The sequence below is a fragment of the Anoxybacillus ayderensis genome, assembly GCF_013761015.1.
In the GTDB taxonomy this organism is placed as follows: Bacteria; Bacillota; Bacilli; order Bacillales; family Anoxybacillaceae; genus Anoxybacillus; species Anoxybacillus ayderensis.
Genome location: NZ_JACDUV010000005.1, coordinates 105,348 through 122,064 on the forward strand (window position 1 = coordinate 105,348; position 16,717 = coordinate 122,064).

Here is a 16,717-nt window from a genome sequence, read left to right on the forward strand (position 1 = left end):
ACGCTCACCTTGTCTCTCGATAGCAATATTGCTGTATTGAAATATCGTCCATCTGCTTTTGTTCTGCGATTCGCATTTGTGTTGCAATCATATCGTCATATTTTTCTTTTATTTTTTCGTATTTTTTCACTTCTACATTCAATTCAACTAACTTCAGTTGTTTCAACTCCATTTGTTGTCGGGCTTGCATGACAAGATGTTGATAATGGTCGATAACGCGTTGTAAATTGCTCATAAATTGTTGAAACGAACGAATATGTTGAATCGCTACCCCTGATTGTAGTTGTTGTTTATGTTGTTCTTCATAATCTTCTTTTTGCTTTAAAAAGTGATATAGTTTTTCCGCCACTTCTTCAAATCGGTTGCGCGCTTCTTCATATTCGTGCAACGCTTTTTGTTTTTCATGTTCTTTTAAGTTTAAAATTTTTGTTAATTTAAATGGTGTCATCGTTTATTCACCCTTGTTCAATAAGTTGAAACAACTGTTGAACGCTTTCGTTTATTGTGTACGATTCATGAACATCTTGCTTTAAAAACGAAATAATTTTTGGATAATAACGAATCGCTTCGTCGATTTCTCGCGACGATCCTCGTTTGTATGCACCAATTTGAATTAAATCTTCAGACTGAACGTATGTCGCTAACAACTCACGCAACTTTTCCGCCATTTTGCGATGTTCTGGCGTTACGATGTAGTTCATGACACGGCTGACGCTTTTTAATACGTTAATTGCCGGATATTGACCTTTGTTTGCTAGTTGTCGTTCTAATACGAAATGACCGTCTAAAATACCACGAACTGTATCGGCAATCGGTTCGTTCATATCATCACCGTCAACGAGCACCGTATAAAAAGCAGTAATCGTTCCGTGTTCATTCGTTCCCGTCCGCTCAAGCAGTTTTGGTAACATAGCAAAAACAGACGGCGTATACCCTTTCGTCGTCGGTGGTTCTCCGACGGCTAATCCGACTTCACGCTGCGCCATTGCTACGCGCGTGACGGAATCCATCATAAACATGACGTTCAACCCTTGATCCCGAAAATATTCGGCAATAGCTGTCGCTGTATACGCCCCTTTAATGCGCATGAGCGCTGGTTGATCGGACGTCGCAACAACGACAATGGAACGTTTTAATCCTTCTGAGCCAAGGTCACGTTCAATAAACTCTCGCACTTCTCGTCCGCGTTCTCCAATGAGAGCAATGACGTTTAAATCGGCGTTTGTGTTGCGGGCAATCATTCCCATCAACGTACTTTTTCCAACGCCAGACCCAGCAAAAATGCCAACGCGTTGTCCCTTTCCAACCGTAAGCAAACTGTCGATCATTTTCACGCCGACTTCAATGGGCTCCGCAATCGGTGGACGCGTCATCGGATTTGGTGGTTGACGATCGATCGGAACAGCCGTCAGTCCTTTCGGAAGCGGCTGATCATCGAGCGGAGCACCTAACGCGTCAATGACACGTCCGACAAGCGCAGTACCTACTTTGATTTCAAGAGGGGCGCCCGTTGCTTCAACAATGCACCCTGGGGCGATGTCTTGCACGGTTGCGTACGGCATTAAAAGCACATATTCGTCACGAAATCCGACAACTTCGGCTTGAATTTTTTTCTTTTTTTTATGACCAATATGAATGTAGCATACATCTCCGATGGAACTTTCCGGTCCTTTCGCTTCAATCATTAAGCCGATGACGCGCGTCACTTTACCAAATCGTTTATACGGGTCGAGCAGTTCGATTTCATTAATGAGTGCTTGCCAGTTCATTCACTTGCCCCCTCGATTCGCTCGAGCAATTGTAACTTCAGTTGCTCAAGTTGCGTGTCAACGCTTGCATCAATACGACCAAACGGCGATTCAACAATACAACTTGTTTCAGCCAATGTGTCATCTGGGTAAATAAATAAATGAACGTCTTGACTAAATAGCGCTTTCAGCTCATCTTTTTGGCGAATGACGACATCATAGTAAGTCGGGTGAACATACATTTTCACTTCTTCATGTTCACGAACTTCTTTAATGACTTGCTTCACAAGACCGAGAAAATGTTCTTTATTTTCAGCGAGACGTTCACCGATAATTCGTTCCGCCACTTTGCACGCGATAAGCAAAATCGTTTCATCAGCCGACTGCAACATGTGATAAAATTGTTCATTTGCTGACTGCACGATTTGTTTCGCTTCTTGGATCGTTTCCATGTATTGTTGAAATCCGTCTTGGCGCCCTTGTTCTAAGCCGATGGCATATCCTTCTTGACGCGCTTCGTTCACCCATCGGTTTCGTTCTTCTTCCCATTGTCTCCGCTCTTCTTCCATTTGTTGTTGAACAGATGCGTAATACATATCCGCTTCTTGACGAATGTTTGCCGCTTCCTGTTCTGCTTGTTCAATGATCATTTGTGCGTGTGCTGTCATCGCTTCGTCATGTTGCTCGTGTTCTTCTTGTTGCACGTCTGGCAACACTTTTTTTACTTGAATGACGGCTCGTTGTTCCGTACACGTTCTAGCAAATGGGGCTTTAATTAATTTAGACAATAATATCATCTCCTCCACCGCGAGCGACGACAATTTCACCCGCTTCTTCGAGACGACGAATAACCGCAACAATACGCGATTGCGCCTCCTCTACGTCGCGAAGGCGAACAGGACCCATAAACTCCATTTCTTCTTTAAACGTTTCCGCCATGCGTGAAGACATGTTGCGGAACACGACTTCTTTCACTTCATCGCTAGACACTTTCAACGCAAGCAACAAGTCGGCATTGTCCACTTCGCGAATGACACGTTGAATCGCGCGATTATCAAGCGTAACGATATCTTCAAAGACAAACATGCGCTTTTTAATTTCTTCTGCTAATTCTGGGTCTTGAATTTCAAGCGCATCTAAAATTGTTCGTTCTGTTGCGCGATCGACACCGTTTAACACTTCGACAACCGCTTCAATACCACCCGTTTGCGTATAATCTTGCACAACTGTCGTCGATAGTTTCCGTTCGAGCACTTGCTCAACTTCATTAATCATTTCTGGTGATGTGCGATCCATTAACGCGATGCGACGCGCGACATCCGCTTGCATTTCTTGTGGTAACGCGGACAAAATTTGCCCCGCTTGCGCAGGGTCTAAATACGACAGCACGAGCGCAATCGTTTGTGGATGTTCGTTTTGCAAAAAGTTTAAAATTTGCGCAGGGTCCGCCTTGCGTGCAAAATCAAACGGGCGCACTTGCAACGCGGACGTTAGACGATTAATAATGTTCATCGCTTGCTCTGGCCCTAGCGCTTTTTCAAGCACTTGTTTCGCGTAAGCAATACCGCCTTGTGAAATGTAATCTTGTGCTAAGGCGATTTGGTGAAACTCTTCTAAAATCATTTCTTTTTTCTCACCATCAACTTGACGAACGTTAGAAATTTCAAGTGTGAGCTTTTCGATTTCTTCTTCCGATAAATGTTTATATACCGATGCTGAAACGTCTGGTCCTAATGAAATGAGGAGAATGGCTGCTTTTTGTTTTCCTGTTAATTCTTTTGGATCGCGTTTTGCCATACAATCCCCTCCTTTACTCCTCTGCAAGCCATGTTCTTAACAGTTTCGCAAATTCTTCTGGCTTTTCTTTTGCGAGCTTTTCAAGCTGCTTCCGTCGCAATGTAGCCTCCGTTTCTACTTCTTCGTTTACATCTGGAATTTGTACGGCCACTTGCTCTTCTTGCAATGGTCGTTCGTCCATTTCTTCTTTCTTCCGTTTGCGCAACCATAAAAAGACGATCAAAGCAAGCAACAACACGATGACTCCGCCACCAACAATATATGCCCACGTCGGAATGGCTGATGTTTGTTCGTCAAACTGCACTTTTCCATTAAACGGTTGTACTGAAACGACGACGCGGTTTTGTAAATCTGCATCTGTCCATTGTCCAGCGATCTCTTTATCAACGGACGTCCGCACAATCGTACCTAAAATTTTTGTAATGTCATCAACCGTTTGGGCAGGAAGTGAATTTGGATCGTTTCGTTTTGGTGGCTCAACCATTACTTGAATGCCTAAATCTTTTATTTTATAAGGACTTGCTACAATTTCTCTTTTTATTCTATTAACCTCGTTATTAATTGTTTCTTCAATTCGTTCATAATCACCGTTTGTCTCGCCGTTGGCACCTTCATATCCTGGTATAGCGTTCTCGCCCGTTCCTACTGTACCACCTGCTTGAGCTCCTTTGCCGGAAAACGTTTCAGTAATGCGCTGGACGCTTACTGCGATGCCTTCCATATTTTCTTTATCGACTGGCTCAACAAGCTCTTCTTGACGGTTTTCTTGCGTAAAATCAACGTCTGCTGTAACGGAAACGACAACTTTATCTTGTCCGATCATCGTTCCTAACATTTGTTGAACGCGGCGTTGAATGTCGCGCTCAATTTGTTGTTTTACTTCGTATTGTTCAGCAAACGTTTTGCCTGACGAAAAATTTTCTTCATTTTTTAAATCAAAGTACTCAAAATATTGATTCATAATGACGATATTTTCAGTAGGAAGGTTCGGCACGCTTTTGGAAACAAGGTGATATAGCGATTTAATTTGCTGTTCATTAAACTTATATCCTGCCTTCGTTTTCAAAACGATGGATGCAGATGCCTCTTCCTGTTGGTCACCAACAAAGATGGTCGGCTGGGGTAGATTAATCATCACCTTTGCATCTTCTACCCCGTCGATACTTTTTATTAAATTGGCGAGCTCTGTTTGCATCGCCTCAATTTTCAACACGTTAAATTCATTATCCGTCATCCCGAAACCAGAGTTTTTTCCGAAAAACGAATAATCAATACTTCCGCTATCCGGAATGCCTTCCGCAGCTAACTCCACTTTTAATGTGTTCACAAGCTGTTCAGGCACTAAAATCGTCGTGCCGTTATCCGTAATTTGCGACTTAATTCCCCGCTGATCAAGCGTCGCTTTAATTTGTCCTGCTTCTTGCGGCGATAAATTGCTGTAGAGAGGAACAAAATTCGTTCGCGTCGCAAAAAAAGCAGTAAGCGCAACAGCGACGACCAACAGCCCGACAAGTCCTAGTGCCATCATTTTTTGCTGTTTTGTTCTCTCGCTCCAAAACAATTGAAATCGTTCTATCGCTTGTTTTAATCGCTCGTTCATACGCTTCCTCCGCTATCTCTTGAGGTCCATTATACTTGCATTCTCATCACTTCTTGATATGCTTCAATGACTTTATTGCGCACTTCAATCGCTAATTGAAGCGACACGCTCGCTTTTTGCGAAGCGATCATCACGTTGTGTAAGTCAACGTTTTCTCCTTTCGCTAACTTTGTCGTGAGCAAATCTGACTCGATTTGCTGTTTATTTACTTCATTTATCGCTTCTTTTAAAAATTGTGAAAATGCCCGTTGTGCTTCCACAGGCTTTATCGTTTGCTGCTGTACAGCTGATGGTAATGTACGTTGAATGCGATCAATCATCATTTATCCCCCTATTTTCCGATTTCTAGCGCCTTCATTAACATTCCTTTCGTCGCGTTTAACACCGTCACATTCGCCTCATACGAGCGCGTAGCGCTCATTAAATCAACCATTTCTTTTAACGGATCGACGTTTGGTAGCTGCACATATCCATTTTCATCTGCATCGGGATGAGATGGATCGTACACAAGTTTAAATGGGGTTTGATCTTCGACAATTTTCGTCACTTTCACCCCACCTGTTGACCGCTCGTTCATCGCTTGATTCAAAAAAGAAGAAAACGATTCGTTCGGTTGCATGACAACCATTTTTCGGCGATATGGCTGCCACTTTCCATCGACCATTTTGGCGCGAGTCGTATCGACGTTCGCCATGTTTGCTGAAATGACATCCATGCGTAACCGTTGAGCAGTTAACGCAGAGGCAGACACATTGAAACTTTGAAACATGTATTATTTTCCTCCCTTAATGACCGTTTTTAAGGAGTTAAACTTTCCGTTTAAACGTTCAACTAACGCGTTGTAGTAAATTTGGTTTTGCGCTAAATCCGACATTTCTTTATCTAGATCGACATTATTCTTATTATGATTGTAAACGAGATCGTTTTTAGTTGTCACGAAAAATTTGTTAGTACTTCCTTTAAACTCAAAATGGCGTGGATCGGTACGATACGCTTGCAACGCTTGCTGAAATTCAGTGCGAAACTGAACATCTTTCGCTTGAAAGTTTGGTGTATCGACATTCGCAATATTGTTTGCGATCACTTTTTGCTTCAATGATGAATAATTTAATCCTTGTTCTAGTATTTGGAATGTATTTGAAAACAATTTCACGGCATATTCCTCCTTGTAAAGACACCGTTCGACAACACACCTCTATTGTAAAAAATTATTTATGTTATGTATATAGGGAACATTGGACTATTTTTCACATACTTTAACAAAAGAGGCATCTTCACGAGAAAGATGCCTTTTTGTTTTAATGATGTTTTAACTTCTCGAGTTCCGTTAAAAACTTATCGTTTAATACTTTAATATACGTTCCTTTCATTCCGAGCGAGCGAGATTCGATGACTCCGGCACTTTCTAGTTTACGAAGCGCGTTGACAATGACGGAACGCGTAATGCCGACACGATCGGCAATTTTACTCGCAACGAGCAAGCCTTCTGTCCCATCTAATTCTTCAAAAATATGCTCGATTGCTTCTAATTCACTATATGAAAGAGAGCTGATCGCCATTTGCACGACCGCCTTGCTGCGCGCTTCTTCTTCAATTTCTTCCGCTTTTTCACGCAAAATTTCCATTCCGACAACTGTCGCTCCGTATTCAGCTAAAATTAAATCATCATCGTGAAACTCTTTATCTAATCGAGATAAAATGAGCGTTCCAAGGCGTTCCCCGCCACCGATAATCGGCACGATCGTCGTTAAGCCATTTTTAAATAAGTCTTTATTTTCAATTGGAAATGCCGTATACTCGCTATTAATATCAAGATTTGGCGATGTTTCTGTAATATGAAATAAGTTTTTCGTATACTCTTCTGGAAATTGACGGTCCGCTAACATTTTTTTCATTCGTTCATTTTCAATCGTTTGTTTAATCGCAAAGCCGAGCAACTTTCCGCGACGGCTTACAACGAAAATGTTTGCTTCAATAACTTCGCAAAGCGTTTCTGCCATCTCTTTAAAGTTCACAGGCTTTCCAGCCGCGTTTTGCAACATCGCATTAATTTTTCTCGTTTTTTCAAGTAAATTCATATCGCATCCTCCTTATAAAATAAACTGACTTAAATCTTTATTTCTTACAATGTTCCCTAGTTTTTGCTCCACATATTGTGGGGTGATAACTACCTTTTCAAGATGTACGTCTGGCGCTTCATACAATAAATCTTCTAACAATTTTTCCATAATCGTATGAAGGCGGCGCGCACCAATGTTATCCGTTTGTTGATTCACTTCAAAAGCGACTTCTGCGATTTTACGAATAGCATCGTCAGAAAATTCAAGTTGTATACCTTCTGTAGCAAGTAAAGCGATATACTGTTTTAAAAGTGCATTGTTCGGTTCAACTAATATTTTTACGAAATCATCTACTGTCAGTTTCGTCAATTCAACGCGAATCGGAAAACGCCCTTGCAATTCTGGGATTAAGTCGGACGGTTTCGCCATATGAAACGCCCCAGCAGCAATAAATAAAATATAGTCCGTTTTGACCGGTCCGTATTTCGTCATGACAGTTGAACCTTCCACAATCGGTAAAATGTCGCGTTGCACCCCTTCACGCGAAACGTCAGCTGATGAACCGACCTGCCCTTTCCGAGCAATTTTATCAATTTCGTCAATAAAAATAATACCTGATTGTTCTGCGAGTCGAATCGCTTCTTGCGTGACTTCGTCCATATCGATCAACTTTTGCGCTTCTTCGTTGGCAAGGACGTGGCGCGCTTCTTTTACTTTTAATTTTCGTTTTTTCCGCTTTTTCGGCATAAAGCTACTTAACATATCTTGCATATTTACGCCCATTTGCTCCAGACCAGCGCCTTGAAATAAGTCAAACATCATCGGTTGTTGCTCTTCGATTTCAACCGTCACTACTTCGTTTTCTAACTGCCCATTTGCCAATTGCCAAGCGACTTGTCTTCGTCTTTCGGCAAGTTGTTGATCGTCGCTTCCGTTTGTCGTTTGTTGTTCCGCTGCACCGCCAAACAAAAGTTCAAACGGATTTTTCATCGGTTGTTTCGTTTTCCCTGGTACAAGCAGTTCAACAAGCCGTTTGTTCGCCAATTGTTCCGCTTGTTCTTTTACCTCGTTCATTTTTTTCTCTTTCACGATGCGCACAGACGTTTCCACGAGATCGCGCACCATCGACTCTACGTCGCGACCGACATAACCGACTTCCGTAAATTTCGTTGCCTCTACTTTTACGAATGGAGCGCCAACAAGTTTCGCTAATCGCCGTGCAATTTCTGTTTTTCCAACACCAGTCGGTCCAATCATTAAAATGTTTTTCGGCACGACTTCATCGCGCAACTTTTCATCTAATAAACTACGGCGATAACGATTTCTCAATGCGATCGCAACCGCTTTTTTCGCTTCATGCTGACCGACGATAAACTGATCAAGCTTTTCAACAATTTGTTTTGGCGTTAACATGCCGCTCCCTCCTCTACAGCTCTTCAACGATAATGGAATCGTTTGTGTACACGCAAATATCGCTCGCTACTTTTAATGCCGCTTCCGCAATTTGCTTCGCTGTGAAATGTTCACCTGCATACGTCTTCAATGCCCGACCAGCTGCTAACGCATAGTTACCACCGGAGCCAATCGCTAACATGCCATCGTCCGGTTCAATGACTTCGCCTGTTCCAGAAATGAGCAAAAGATGTGTTTCATCCATGACAATTAACATCGCTTCTAATCGGCGCAACACTTTGTCGCTCCGCCACTCTTTTGCTAGCTCAACCGCCGCCCGTTGCAAATTTCCGTTATATTCTTCTAACTTCCCTTCAAACATCTCAAATAGCGTAAACGCATCAGCTACCGCCCCTGCAAAACCAGCTAACACTTTGCCATGAAAAAGTTTACGAATTTTCCGCGCTGTATGTTTCATCACTACGGCATTGCCGAACGTCACTTGACCATCGCCCGCCATCGCTCCTTTTCCTTGATGGCGAATCGCAAAAATCGTCGTCGCATGAAATTGACTCATAACCCATCCTCCTTTTATGCACGCGGGTGAGAATGTAAATAAACGTGGCGCAAATGATCTTTCGTTACATGTGTATACACTTGTGTCGACGAAAGATGCGCATGACCTAACAATTCTTGCACAGAACGTAAATCAGCACCTTCATTTAATAAATGCGTCGCAAACGTATGGCGAAACACATGGGGACTGACTTTCAAAGAAAGGGCCGCTTGTTCAACGATGTCATTTAAAATGTGCCGTACCCCTCTTGGCGTTAATGCTCCACCACGCGCATTTAAAAAAAGCACATCCGTCTGCGCTTTCGCCTTACTTACAAGTTGCTGACGTCCATCTTGTATATATCGTTCAAGCGCTTCTTTTGCATACGTGCCAAACGGGACATATCGTTGCTTGTTTCCCTTTCCGTAAATTAAAATCGTACATACAGAGAAATCAATGTGCGATAAGCGAATGTTACAACATTCACTTACACGAACGCCTGTCGCGTACAACAGTTCGATGATCGCTTGGTTTCGTTGACCGATCGCTGTATTCAAATCATTGACAACAAACAGCTGTTCTAATTCATCGGGATACAAAAAATGTGGAATTTTCTGTTCTTTTTTCGGCAACGATGCAAGCGCGAACGGATTTTCAGAGACGATTTTCTCCCGAACTAAAAATTTATAAAAGCTGCGCAAGCTCGACATTTTTCGGGCAATCGAACGGCTTGATTGCTGACGCTTATGAAGCTCTGTTAAAAACAGGCGAACGTCGCTATAAGACACTTGTTGCAACTGTTTCATTTGTTCGCGCTCCATAAATTCAAAAAATTCGCCAATATCATGCTTATAACACGCAATTGTATATTCTGAATAATTTTTTTCTATTTGTAAATATTCAATGAACAAATTTAACGTAAAATTCACATTTTCCATTCGATCACCTCACAAGAGCTACTAAATAGTAGCATAATTTAGTAGCTCTTGCAACGAATTTCACCATTTTTTTAAAAAATTCTGAATCGTTTCTAATGCCCGTTGTGCATATCGTTCATTTTTTTTCTTTTTATCTTTAATCGGTTCATCGAGCGGTGCGAATAAGCCGAAATTCGCATTCATCGGTTGGAAATGTTTCGGATTCGCCGATGTAATATAATGCGCCATGCTGCCAATAGCCGTTTCTTGTGGAAATACGACAAGTTCTTTCCCAAGCATATAGTGCGCAGCATTAATCCCCGCCACAAGTCCTGATGCTGCTGACTCAACATACCCTTCGACCCCGGTCATTTGTCCTGCAAAAAATAAATCTTCTCTTTCTTTATATTGATATGTCGGTTTTAATAGCTTTGGCGAATTAATAAACGTATTGCGGTGCATGACACCATATCGTACAATTTCTGCTTGCTCAAGCCCTGGGATCAAGCGAATGACTTCTTTTTGCGCACCCCATTTTAAATGCGTTTGAAACCCGACAATATTGTACAACGTTCCTGCCGCATCATCTTGGCGAAGTTGGACGACGGCAAAAGGACGTTTCCCTGTACGCGGATCTTCTAAGCCGACAGGTTTCATTGGTCCAAACAACAACGTCTTTTTGCCGCGCCGCGCCATCACTTCAATTGGCATACATCCTTCAAAATAAATTTCTTTTTCAAACTCTTTTAAAGGCACTGTTTCAGCAGAAATGAGCGCATCATAAAATCGTTCAAACTCCTCTTCTGTCATCGGGCAGTTAATGTATGCTGCTTCCCCTTTGTCGTAGCGAGACTTGATATACACTTTTTCCATATCAATGCTTTCTTTCTCAACAATCGGTGCAGCCGCATCGTAAAAATATAAATATTCTTCCCCTGTCAACGCTTGAAGCTGTTCCGAAAGCGGCTGCGATGTTAACGGACCTGTCGCAATAATCGTTGGGCCTGTTGGAATTGTTGTTACTTCTTCGCGCACAACCGTCACATTCGGATGATTCGCTACCATGTCTGTGACTTTCGCTGCAAATTCGTGACGGTCGACAGCTAAAGCTCCACCAGCTGGCACGGAACAAGAGTCCGCTGCTTTCATAATGACGGAATCTAACCGACGCATTTCTTCTTTCAACACACCAACTGCATTCGTTAACGTATTTGCGCGAAGGGAGTTGCTGCATACGAGTTCTGCGAATTTGTCCGTATGATGCGCAGGTGTTTGTTTCACCGGGCGCATTTCATATAATTTGACGCGAATGCCGCGCTTCGCGAGTTGCCATGCCGCCTCACTTCCTGCTAATCCTGCTCCAATGACTGTTACTTCCATTCATATTCCCTCCTCGATAAAATGGGTGAGGGTATTCGCCTCACCTTACTGTTGTTCGTTATATTCACATTGTGTACATTGAACGTGCACGGTCTTTTTCCCTTTTTTCTCAACGAGCATGCCCCCGCATTTTGGACACGGTCGATTGATCGGTTTATCCCATGAAACGAAATCGCACGTTGGGAAACGATCGCAACCATAAAACATGCGCTTCTTTTTGCTTTTTCGTTCGACGATGTTTCCTTCATGACAGCGCGGACATGTCACACCAATATGTTTGACGATCGCTTTTGTATTGCGGCATTGTGGGAAATTTGAACAAGCGATAAACTTTCCGAAACGCCCCATTTTATATACCATTGGGCTTCCGCATACATCGCAATCGACACCGGCTGATTCATCTGCTATTTCGACTTTTTCCATTTCAACTTCAGCCACTTTTAACCGTTTTTCAAACTCGCGATAAAATTCATCAATGATGCGTACCCATTCGACTTTCCCTTCTTCAATGTCGTCTAAGTTTTTTTCCATTTTTGCTGTAAACTCGACGTCTAAAATTTCCGGGAAAAATTGCATCATTAAATCAAGGACAATTTCCCCAAGCTCTGTTGGGACGAATCGTTTGTTCTCAAGCGTCACATAATTGCGCTTTTGAATCGTATCGAGCGTCGGGGCATATGTCGATGGACGACCGATGCCGAGCTCTTCTAACGTCTTGACAAGGCGCGCTTCCGTATAACGCGGTGGCGGCTGTGTAAAATGTTGCTTTCCTTCAATATCTTTACCAAATACGCGCTCCCCTTCAACAAAGTCTGGCAATAATCGTTGCTGTTCATCTTTCGGATCGTCTGTTCCTTCCACATATACTTTCATAAATCCTGGAAATTTGACTGTCGAGCCAGTCGCACGAAAGACGACTGAACCGTTTGAAAGTTCGACCGCGACCGTATCTAGCAAAGCAGGGGCCATTTGACTGGCGATAAAGCGCTCCCAAATGAGTTTGTACAGCTGATATTGATCGCGTGTCACATGCGGCTTAATGGCGCTCGGATGACGCCAGACGGACGTTGGGCGAATCGCTTCGTGCGCATCTTGCGCGTTCGCCTTTTGTTTTTCTTTTCTTTTTTCTGTTGCTACATATGATGTACCGAACGTCTGTTCAATATACTGAATCGCCTCTTGTTGAGCGCTCTCGGATACACGCGTCGAGTCTGTACGCATATATGTAATTAAACCGACAGTTCCTTCGCTTCCTAGATCAATTCCTTCGTATAGCTGTTGTGCGACCATCATCGTCTTTTTCGTGCGAAAATTCAACTTCCGTGCCGCCTCTTGTTGCAATGACGATGTAATGAATGGTGCAACCGGATTGCGCTTTCGCTCTTTTTTCGTTACCGATGTGACGACAAATTCATTGCCTTGCATATGGCTTAACACATGTTGTACATCTTGTTCTGTTTTTAAATCGAACGTTTCGTTATCTAGACGATAAAATTGCGCTTCAAATGTGTCATTGCCTTTGACAAACGTCCCTTGAATCGTCCAATATTCTTCTGGTTGAAACGATTGAATTTCTTTTTCACGATCAATAATTAAGCGAAGCGCAACAGATTGCACACGCCCTGCGCTCAACCCTTTTTTTACTTTTTTCCAAAGCAACGGGCTAATGTTGTAGCCGACAAGGCGATCGAGCACGCGCCGCGCTTGTTGTGCATGAACTAAATGCATATTAATGGCGCGCGGTTGTTCAAACGACTGTTTAATCGCATCTTTTGTAATTTCGTTAAATACAACGCGACATGGGGAGTCCGTATTTAAATCAAGCAAATGTGCCAAGTGCCAAGCGATCGCTTCCCCTTCGCGATCCGGGTCGGCGGCAAGGAATACTTTTTTTGCCTTTTTCGCTGCTGTTTTTAACTCTTTAATGACCGAACCTTTGCCACGAATCGTAATATACTTCGGTTCATAATCGTTTTGTATATCAACGCCCATTTGACTTTTTGGCAAATCGCGCACATGCCCCATCGATGCTTTTACTTTATACTTTTTTCCTAAGTATCTTTCAATCGTTTTCGCCTTTGCTGGCGACTCTACAATGACTAAGTAGTCTGACATCATTTTGTCCTCCCTTAAGAGGTAATTCGTAAAATAAAATCTTCATTATTATTAATGATGATTCGTTCATTTGTCAAACATCATTTTTCGATTTTTTCTTTCGCTCATGTAAAAAGATGTCGAAATTCCTCTTCGATATCGTCGCTTGATAAGATTAATTTCGCTCCTTGTTGGATTAACCGGTTCGTTCCGTGCGCTTCTTTCGTCGTGATGTCACCTGGGATCGCAAACACGTCTCTTCCTTGTTGGAGCGCAAAATGAGCAGTGATGAGCGAGCCGCTTCGTTCTTTCGCCTGTACGACAAGCGTGCCAACAGACAAACCGCTAATGATCCGGTTGCGCATCGGAAAATGCCATGTTTGTGGGCGAACAAACGGCGGATACTCAGAAATAACGAGTTGTGTTGTCGCTAATTGTCGAAATAATGATTCGTTTTCAGGAGGATATATATAACGCAATCCCCCCGCCATGACCGCAATGGTTTCACCGTTATGGCGTAAACATAAACGATGCGCTTCAGCATCGACACCTTTCGCTAATCCGCTCACAATGACCCACCCGTGTTGGATGAGCGGCGGAAGAACGATGTGCATCGCTGCCATTCCTTGACGAGTTGGTGTTCGTGTCCCGACGACGCTTATTAATTTTTTCCGCTTCAACAATTGCACGTTTCCTTTCGCATATAGTACCCAAGGCGGATCGTATATATGTTTAAGCCACTCTGGGTATTCATCGTCCTTAATTGTTACAATATGAATGTTTTGCTCCTCATATGTTTTTATCATACGTTTCAATTTGTGACAATGCAAATCATGGAAAAAAGCAGCGAAATGTTTTTCGGGGATGGCGAGTAATCGTTGAAGTTGATGAGAAGAAAGATGAAAAATCGAGGTAAGGGATGGATCAACATCAAGCAAGCGCGCGATGCTTTTCCATCCGATCCCACGACAATGATGCAAATGAATAAGCCTTTCGCGATCTGTATCGTACATCATACCCCTCCTTTGATAAAAATCGTCCTAAGGTCTGCTCCTTAGGACGATTGAACGATTAATGTGTTTTACACTTCTCGTATAAACCGCGTTCTTTTAATACAGAGATGAGCGTTTCGCCGATCACAGATGGCGTTTCAGCCACTTTAATGCCGCATGCTGTCATCGTTTGAATTTTTTCTGCGGCTGTTCCTTTGCCACCAGAAATAATCGCACCCGCATGTCCCATGCGCTTTCCTGGAGGAGCTGTTTGTCCACCAATAAAACCGACAACCGGTTTTGTCATGTTCGCTTTGACCCATTCTGCCGCTTCTTCTTCTGCTGTTCCACCAATTTCACCGATCATAATGACCGCATATGTGTCTTCATCTTCGTTAAACGCCTTTAATACGTCGATAAAGTTTGTACCGTTCACTGGGTCACCACCAATGCCAACCGCTGTCGATTGACCGATGCCTGCTTGTGTTAATTGGTGAACAGCTTCATACGTTAACGTACCAGAGCGCGAAACGATACCGACGTGACCTTTTTTATGAATGTAACCTGGCATAATGCCGATTTTACATTCTTCCGGCGTAATGACGCCAGGGCAGTTCGGACCGATGAGACGCGTTTTCTTTCCTTCCATATAGCGCTTCACTTTCACCATATCCAATACAGGAATGCCTTCTGTAATACAAACAACTAAGTCGATTTCTGCATCGACAGCTTCCATAATGGCATCCGCAGCAAATGCCGGCGGAACATAGATGACAGAAGCGTTCGCTCCTGTTTTTTCAACCGCTTCGGAAACCGTATCAAATACAGGCACACCTTCTACTTCTGTTCCACCTTTTCCTGGTGTGACACCGCCAACGATGTTTGTGCCGTATTCGATCATTTGTTTTGTATGGAACAATCCTTGTGAACCTGTAATTCCTTGCACGATTACTTTCGTATCTTTATTAACAAAAACGCTCACGTTTCTCCCATCCCTTCTATTAGCTTACTAGCGAAACGATTTTTTGCGCGCCGTCTGCCATCGATTCAGCGGCTGTAATGTTTAGTCCAGACTGTTCTAAAATCTTTTTCCCTAATTCGACGTTTGTTCCTTCTAAACGAACGACGAGCGGAAGGTTTAAACCGACTTGTTTTGTCGCTTCAACAATCCCGTTTGCGATCACGTCGCATTTCATAATGCCCCCGAAAATGTTCACGAAAATGCCTTTTACTTTCGGATCAGATAAAATGATTTTAAATGCTTCCGTTACTTTTTCTGTCGTCGCACCGCCACCAACATCTAAAAAGTTTGCTGGCTCGCCGCCATAATATTTAATAATGTCCATTGTCGCCATCGCTAAGCCTGCACCATTAACCATGCAACCGATGTTTCCGTCAAGCGAAATGTAGTTTAAATCATATTTTGATGCTTCAATTTCTTTCGGATCTTCTTCGTCTAAATCGCGATATTCTAAAATGTCTTTATGGCGATATAACGCGTTAGAATCAAAGTTTAACTTCGCATCGAGCGCCATCACTTTTCCGTCTCCTGTAACAACGAGCGGGTTAATTTCAGCGATCGAGCAATCTTTTTCGACGAATACTTGATATAAGCCTAACATAAATTTGACCGCTTGGTTGACAAGCTCTTTCGGAATGTTGATGTTAAACGCCATGCGGCGCGCTTGAAACGCTTGTAAGCCGACAGCTGGGTCAATGTACTCTTTAAAAATTTTCTCTGGCGTTTTTGCTGCTACTTCTTCAATTTCTGTTCCGCCTTCTTCAGATCCCATTAAAACAACGCGGGATGTCGCACGGTCAACAACAAGGCCGATGTAATATTCTTTTTTAATGTCGCATCCTTCTTCGATCAAAAGACGTTTCACTTCTTTTCCTTCTGGACCTGTTTGGTGCGTAACGAGCACTTTTCCTAATAGCTCACTCGCGTATGTACGAACTTCTTCTAAACTTTTTGCGACTTTTACACCCCCTGCTTTTCCGCGACCGCCGGCATGAATTTGCGCCTTGACGACACAAACGCTACTGCCAAGCGCTTTCGCTGCCTCGACCGCTTCTTCAACCGTAAACGCCACACGGCCGTTCGGTACGCTCACTCCGTAGCTTCTGAGGATCTCTTTTCCTTGATACTCATGAATATTCATACCCCATCCTCCTATGTAT

17 protein-coding genes are annotated in these 16,717 nt (G+C 43.0%); all 17 read right to left on the minus strand.

Annotation, left to right across the window (positions count from 1 at the left end; translation table 11 throughout):
• Positions 1-4: 4 nt before the first annotated feature.
• Positions 5-448, minus strand: coding sequence for a flagellar export protein FliJ (gene fliJ / locus HNR63_RS08680; RefSeq protein ID WP_085788774.1), 444 nt, complete (start codon positions 446-448; stop codon positions 5-7).
• A gap of 7 nt (positions 449-455) precedes the next feature.
• Complete coding sequence (fliI, locus tag HNR63_RS08685) at positions 456-1,769, minus strand: flagellar protein export ATPase FliI (protein ID WP_085788773.1); 1,314 nt, start codon at positions 1,767-1,769, stop codon at positions 456-458.
• Positions 1,766-2,545: a flagellar assembly protein FliH gene (gene fliH, locus HNR63_RS08690; RefSeq protein WP_181520462.1), complete on the minus strand. Its 780-nt coding sequence runs from the start codon at positions 2,543-2,545 to the stop codon at positions 1,766-1,768. The genes fliI and fliH overlap by 4 nt, the downstream gene beginning before the upstream one ends.
• Positions 2,529-3,545, minus strand: coding sequence for a flagellar motor switch protein FliG (fliG, locus tag HNR63_RS08695; RefSeq protein WP_009732885.1), 1,017 nt, complete (start codon positions 3,543-3,545; stop codon positions 2,529-2,531). The genes fliH and fliG overlap by 17 nt, the downstream gene beginning before the upstream one ends.
• Positions 3,546-3,558: 13 nt before the next feature.
• Positions 3,559-5,145 (minus strand): flagellar basal-body MS-ring/collar protein FliF, encoded by a 1,587-nt coding sequence (gene fliF, locus HNR63_RS08700; protein ID WP_181520463.1) that lies wholly within the window; start codon positions 5,143-5,145, stop codon positions 3,559-3,561.
• A gap of 29 nt (positions 5,146-5,174) precedes the next feature.
• Positions 5,175-5,465 (minus strand): flagellar hook-basal body complex protein FliE, encoded by a 291-nt coding sequence (fliE, locus tag HNR63_RS08705; protein ID WP_021094216.1) that lies wholly within the window; start codon positions 5,463-5,465, stop codon positions 5,175-5,177.
• 11 nt (positions 5,466-5,476) lie between these two features.
• On the minus strand, positions 5,477-5,914 hold the full coding sequence (gene flgC / locus HNR63_RS08710) for a flagellar basal body rod protein FlgC (RefSeq protein WP_009732882.1): 438 nt from the start codon (positions 5,912-5,914) through the stop codon (positions 5,477-5,479).
• Positions 5,915-5,917: 3 nt separating this feature from the next.
• Positions 5,918-6,298, minus strand: coding sequence for a flagellar basal body rod protein FlgB (gene flgB / locus HNR63_RS08715; protein WP_009732881.1), 381 nt, complete (start codon positions 6,296-6,298; stop codon positions 5,918-5,920).
• Between the two features lie 145 nt (positions 6,299-6,443).
• On the minus strand, positions 6,444-7,223 hold the full coding sequence (codY, locus tag HNR63_RS08720; protein ID WP_021094217.1) for a GTP-sensing pleiotropic transcriptional regulator CodY: 780 nt from the start codon (positions 7,221-7,223) through the stop codon (positions 6,444-6,446).
• 12 nt (positions 7,224-7,235) lie between these two features.
• The gene (hslU, locus tag HNR63_RS08725) at positions 7,236-8,618 is read right to left on the minus strand and encodes an ATP-dependent protease ATPase subunit HslU (protein WP_021094218.1); all 1,383 of its coding nucleotides are present in this window, start codon (positions 8,616-8,618) and stop codon (positions 7,236-7,238) included.
• Between the two features lie 13 nt (positions 8,619-8,631).
• Positions 8,632-9,174 carry an ATP-dependent protease subunit HslV gene (gene hslV, locus HNR63_RS08730; protein ID WP_021094219.1) on the minus strand — a complete coding sequence of 181 codons (543 nt, stop codon included), beginning with the start codon at positions 9,172-9,174 and terminating at the stop codon, positions 8,632-8,634.
• A gap of 14 nt (positions 9,175-9,188) precedes the next feature.
• Entirely contained in the window at positions 9,189-10,091 is a 903-nt protein-coding gene (gene xerC, locus HNR63_RS08735; protein WP_085788771.1) for a tyrosine recombinase XerC, read from the minus strand.
• A 60-nt stretch (positions 10,092-10,151) separates the two neighbouring features.
• Positions 10,152-11,450, minus strand: a complete 1,299-nt coding sequence (gene trmFO, locus HNR63_RS08740; protein WP_181520464.1) for an FADH(2)-oxidizing methylenetetrahydrofolate--tRNA-(uracil(54)-C(5))-methyltransferase TrmFO — start codon at positions 11,448-11,450, stop codon at positions 10,152-10,154.
• A 45-nt stretch (positions 11,451-11,495) separates the two neighbouring features.
• On the minus strand, positions 11,496-13,565 hold the full coding sequence (gene topA, locus HNR63_RS08745) for a type I DNA topoisomerase (protein WP_181520532.1): 2,070 nt from the start codon (positions 13,563-13,565) through the stop codon (positions 11,496-11,498).
• A 104-nt stretch (positions 13,566-13,669) separates the two neighbouring features.
• The gene (gene dprA / locus HNR63_RS08750) at positions 13,670-14,557 is read right to left on the minus strand and encodes a DNA-processing protein DprA (RefSeq protein ID WP_085788768.1); all 888 of its coding nucleotides are present in this window, start codon (positions 14,555-14,557) and stop codon (positions 13,670-13,672) included.
• Between the two features lie 58 nt (positions 14,558-14,615).
• Positions 14,616-15,518, minus strand: coding sequence for a succinate--CoA ligase subunit alpha (gene sucD / locus HNR63_RS08755; RefSeq protein ID WP_009732873.1), 903 nt, complete (start codon positions 15,516-15,518; stop codon positions 14,616-14,618).
• A 19-nt stretch (positions 15,519-15,537) separates the two neighbouring features.
• On the minus strand, positions 15,538-16,698 hold the full coding sequence (gene sucC / locus HNR63_RS08760) for an ADP-forming succinate--CoA ligase subunit beta (protein ID WP_021094224.1): 1,161 nt from the start codon (positions 16,696-16,698) through the stop codon (positions 15,538-15,540).
• Positions 16,699-16,717 lie beyond the last annotated feature (19 nt).

What these genes read in the sequence shown, in the direction of transcription:
- flgC (WP_009732882.1), bottom strand. Translation starts at nt 5,914, where the DNA reads ATGTTTCAAAGTTTCAATGTGTCTGCCTCTGCGTTAACTGCTCAACGG.
- fliH (WP_181520462.1), bottom strand. Translation starts at nt 2,545, where the DNA reads ATGATATTATTGTCTAAATTAATTAAAGCCCCATTTGCTAGAACGTGT.
- fliI (WP_085788773.1), bottom strand. Translation starts at nt 1,769, where the DNA reads ATGAACTGGCAAGCACTCATTAATGAAATCGAACTGCTCGACCCGTAT.
- xerC (WP_085788771.1), bottom strand. Translation starts at nt 10,091, where the DNA reads ATGGAAAATGTGAATTTTACGTTAAATTTGTTCATTGAATATTTACAA.
- fliE (WP_021094216.1), bottom strand. Translation starts at nt 5,465, where the DNA reads ATGATTGATCGCATTCAACGTACATTACCATCAGCTGTACAGCAGCAA.
- dprA (WP_085788768.1), bottom strand. Translation starts at nt 14,557, where the DNA reads ATGTACGATACAGATCGCGAAAGGCTTATTCATTTGCATCATTGTCGT.
- hslU (WP_021094218.1), bottom strand. Translation starts at nt 8,618, where the DNA reads ATGTTAACGCCAAAACAAATTGTTGAAAAGCTTGATCAGTTTATCGTC.
- fliF (WP_181520463.1), bottom strand. Translation starts at nt 5,145, where the DNA reads ATGAACGAGCGATTAAAACAAGCGATAGAACGATTTCAATTGTTTTGG.
- fliG (WP_009732885.1), bottom strand. Translation starts at nt 3,545, where the DNA reads ATGGCAAAACGCGATCCAAAAGAATTAACAGGAAAACAAAAAGCAGCC.
- codY (WP_021094217.1), bottom strand. Translation starts at nt 7,223, where the DNA reads ATGAATTTACTTGAAAAAACGAGAAAAATTAATGCGATGTTGCAAAAC.
- fliJ (WP_085788774.1), bottom strand. Translation starts at nt 448, where the DNA reads ATGACACCATTTAAATTAACAAAAATTTTAAACTTAAAAGAACATGAA.
- trmFO (WP_181520464.1), bottom strand. Translation starts at nt 11,450, where the DNA reads ATGGAAGTAACAGTCATTGGAGCAGGATTAGCAGGAAGTGAGGCGGCA.
- sucC (WP_021094224.1), bottom strand. Translation starts at nt 16,698, where the DNA reads ATGAATATTCATGAGTATCAAGGAAAAGAGATCCTCAGAAGCTACGGA.
- topA (WP_181520532.1), bottom strand. Translation starts at nt 13,565, where the DNA reads ATGTCAGACTACTTAGTCATTGTAGAGTCGCCAGCAAAGGCGAAAACG.
- hslV (WP_021094219.1), bottom strand. Translation starts at nt 9,174, where the DNA reads ATGAGTCAATTTCATGCGACGACGATTTTTGCGATTCGCCATCAAGGA.